Genomic DNA, 3605 nt, shown 5'->3' on the forward strand with positions numbered 1-3605 from the left:
TGGCATCCACCGAATGGGGGATGCCGTGCCCGCCGGACGACGGCTGGGCACGGCATCCGCCCGCGGCGAGGCTGGAGGCATGGACACACGAGCGGTGGAAGTGCGGGACCTGCGCAAGACGTACGGCGCGCGGACGGTGGTCGACGGCGCGAGCTTCGACATCGCCCGCGGCGAGACGTTCGCGCTGCTGGGCCCGAACGGAGCGGGCAAGTCGACGACGGTGGAGATCCTGGAGGGATACCGCCGGCGGACCGGAGGCGAGGCGCGCGTGCTCGGGGCCGACCCCGGCACGGGCGGCCTCGACTGGAAGGCACGATTGGGGATCGTGCTGCAGACCACGGGGCAGAGCGGCGCGTACACGGTGCGCGAGCAGGTGCGCCAGTTCGCGGGCTTCTACCCGCGGCCGCGCGACGTCGACGAGGTGATCGCCGCGGTCGGCCTCGCCGACCAGGCGAAGACGCGCATCGCGAAGCTGAGCGGCGGACAGCAGCGGCGCGTCGACGTCGCGCTCGGGGTGATCGGTCGCCCCGAGCTGCTGTTCCTCGACGAGCCGACGACGGGCTTCGACCCGCAGGCGCGACGCGAGTTCTGGGACCTCATCCGCGCGCTCAAGGCCGACGGCACGACGATCCTCCTGACGACGCACTACCTCGACGAGGCCGCGCAGCTGGCCGACCGGGTCGGCGTCATCGCGGGCGGGCGCATGCGCGCGATCGGCCCGGTCGATGAGATCGGCCCGCCCGACGCGCGCGTGCCGATCGTCCGCTGGATCGAGGCCGGCCGACGCCGCGAGGAGCGCACGACCGAGCCGCTCGCGTTCGCGCGGACCCTCGCCGACCGGCTCGGCGACGAGCCGTCGGGGCTCGAGATCGTCCGGCCCTCGCTGGAGGACGTCTATCTCACGCTGGTCGAGGAGTACGAGGAGGCGGCGTCATGAACGCGATCGCCCTGGGCGCCCACCGTGCCCGCTACGAGATCACCGGCTACTTCCGCTCGCCGGATCAGGTGTTCTTCACGTTCCTCTTCCCGGTGTTCATGCTGGCGCTGTTCGCCACGATCTTCGGTGGGACCGACGTCGCCGGCGGCGGCGACTCGGGTCTGCCCCACGTCTCGGCGGGACAGTATTACCTTCCCGGCATGATCGCGGCGGGGCTTCTGCTCTCGGGCGTGCAGAACCTCGCGGTCGACATCGCGATGGAGCGCAGCGACGGGACGCTGAAGCGGCTCGGCGGCACCCCGTTGCCGGCGGTGAGCTACTTCATCGGCACCTTCGCGCAGGTCGCGGTGACCGGAACACTCCAGGTCGCGCTGCTGATCGCGGTCGCCGCGCTCGCCTTCGACGTCGAGCTGCCGACCTCCGCGGAGAGCTGGCTGACGTTCGCGTGGGTGTTCGTGCTGGGCCTGGCGACCTCCTCCCTCCTCGGCATCGCGCTGTCGGCGCTGCCGCGCTCGGGACGCAGCGCGACGGCCGTCGTCATCCCGATCGTGCTCGTGCTGCAGTTCATCTCGGGCGTGTACCTCGCATTCATGCTCCTTCCGGAATGGCTCCAGAACGTGGCATCCGTCTTCCCGCTCGCCTGGATGGCGCTCGGCATGCGCGCGGTCTTCCTGCCCGACGCCTACCGCGTGCTCGAGCAGGGCGAGGTCTGGAACCTCGGCGGCGCGGCCATCGCGCTCGGCATCTGGCTCGTCGTCGGGCTCGTCCTGGCGCGCGTGACGTTCCGCTGGACACGGCGCGACGCGTAGCCTGAACGCGGGAGCGATGAGCATGGAGAATCCACGCTGGTGGGATGCCGCCATCGCCGCGGTCGTCGCGACGATGGCGGTCATCGTGCTGGCGGGCCGCGACGAGTCCGGCCCCCTGCGCCTCGGGCTCGCTCTCGCCGCGCTCGTCGTGTTCCTGCTCGCCTACGTCCTGTTGGGGCGGCCGGACCTGGCCGCCGGCACCGAGACGTGGCGCGCGGCGGCGTTCATGCCGTCCGCGATCGTCGCCGTCGGCGTCGGGGCGGCGGCCGAGCCGATGCTCGCGACGCTGCAGACGATCGCGTTCCCGCTCGTGTGGATGCTGTCGCCCACGCGGCGGACCGCGATCGCGATGTCGCTGCTGCTGGCGACGGCCGTGATGGTCGGGTTCGGACTGGGCGTGGCCGGCTGGGTGTCGGGGGCGATCACCGCCGCGCTGTCGTTCGCGTTCGCGGTCGCGCTGGGCCTGTGGATCTCGGGCATCGTCGAGCAGCGTGAGCAGAACGCGCAGCTCGTCGCGCAGCTGCGCGCGACCCAGTCGCAGCTGGAGGTGCTGAGCCGCGACCGGGGCGCCGCGCAGGAGCGCGAGCGTCTCGCGCGCGACATCCACGACACGCTCGCGCAGACCCTCGCGGGGCTCGTGATCCTCGCCGAGCGGGCCGGCCGGCAGTCGCGGGAGGGCCGGGTCGACGGGGCCGCGCAGACGATCGCCACGGTCGAGTCGGTGGCGCGCGAGGCGCTCGCCGAGGCCCGCGCGCTCGTCGCACGGACGGCGGCGGTGCCCGCCGAGCCGCTGCTCGGGGCGGCGGTCGAGCGGCTCGCCGAGCGGTTCCGCGCCGAGACGGGGCTCCGCATCCGGGTGGCTCGCGTCGGCGAGGAGCACGTGCTCGACCGCGAGGCGCAGGTCGTCGTGCTGCGGTGCCTGCAGGAGGCCCTCGCCAACGTCCGCAAGCACGCGCACGCTGCGCGCGTCGACGTGCGGGTCGAGGTCGACGGCGCCGGCGCCGTCGACCTCTCGGTCGTCGACGACGGGCACGGGTTCGACCCGGATGCCGTCCACCCGGGCTTCGGGCTCGAGGGCATGCGCGAGCGCGTGGCGCTCGCGCAGGGCCGCCTCGACATCGACTCGGGGGCGTCGGGCACGACCCTGCGGGTGCGGCTTCCCGCCGCCGAGCGGGTGACGACGTGATCCGCCTCGTGCTGGCCGACGACCACCCGATCGTGCGCGCGGGGCTTTCCGGACTCCTCTCCGACGAGCACGGCTTCGAGGTCGTGGGCGAGGCCGCCGACGGCGACGAGGCGGTGCGGCTCGTCGCGGCGACGCACCCGGACGTGGTGCTCATGGACCTGCGGATGCCGCGGGTCGACGGCGTCGCCGCCACCGCCCGCATCTGCGGGGGAGAGGCGGGCGAGCCCGTGCCCCGCGTCCTCATCCTCACGACCTACGAGTCCGACGACCAGATCCTCGCCGCGATCGAGGCCGGCGCGAGCGGCTACCTCATCAAGGCGGCACCGCGCGACGAGATCGTCGCCGGCATCCGCTCGGTCGCGGCGGGGCAGTCCGCGCTGTCGCCGCAGGTGGCGATCCGCCTCGTCGAGCGGATGCGGCATCCCGGCCCCGATCCGACCCTCACCGAGCGCGAGACGCAGGTCCTGCGCCTCGTGGCGGCCGGGCGCAGCAACAAGCAGATCGCGGCCGCGCTCGGCATCGGCGAGTCCACCGTCAAGACGCACCTGCTCAAGGTCTTCGACAAGCTCGGCGTCGCCGACCGCACGCGCGCGGTGACCCTCGCGATGGAGCGCGGGCTGCTGTCGGAGGTCCGTGGCACGCTTCCCTGAGGCGCACATCGGGTCACGCATCG

Annotated in this window: 4 protein-coding genes; all 4 read left to right on the plus strand. The window is 73.4% G+C overall.

What is annotated here, in order from left to right; translation table 11 throughout:
• The first annotated feature begins 79 nt into the window (after positions 1-79).
• From WML84_RS13785 to WML84_RS13800, 4 genes are read left to right on the plus strand one after another with little or no spacing between them, the layout of a single operon-like run.
• A complete protein-coding gene (locus WML84_RS13785) occupies positions 80-937 on the plus strand; it encodes an ABC transporter ATP-binding protein (RefSeq protein ID WP_347346712.1) in 858 nt (285 codons plus the stop codon).
• Positions 934-1746 carry an ABC transporter permease gene (locus tag WML84_RS13790; protein WP_347346709.1) on the plus strand — a complete coding sequence of 271 codons (813 nt, stop codon included), beginning with the start codon at positions 934-936 and terminating at the stop codon, positions 1744-1746. Before WML84_RS13785 ends, WML84_RS13790 begins: the two co-directional genes overlap by 4 nt.
• Positions 1747-1768: 22 nt before the next feature.
• A complete protein-coding gene (locus WML84_RS13795; protein WP_347346710.1) occupies positions 1769-2932 on the plus strand; it encodes a sensor histidine kinase in 1164 nt (387 codons plus the stop codon).
• A complete protein-coding gene (locus WML84_RS13800) occupies positions 2929-3582 on the plus strand; it encodes a response regulator transcription factor (RefSeq protein ID WP_347346711.1) in 654 nt (217 codons plus the stop codon). The genes WML84_RS13795 and WML84_RS13800 overlap by 4 nt, the downstream gene beginning before the upstream one ends.
• The last annotated feature ends 23 nt before the right edge of the window (positions 3583-3605 follow it).

Source organism: Microbacterium sp. (genome assembly GCF_039812165.1).
Lineage (GTDB): Bacteria > Actinomycetota > Actinomycetes > Actinomycetales > Microbacteriaceae > Microbacterium.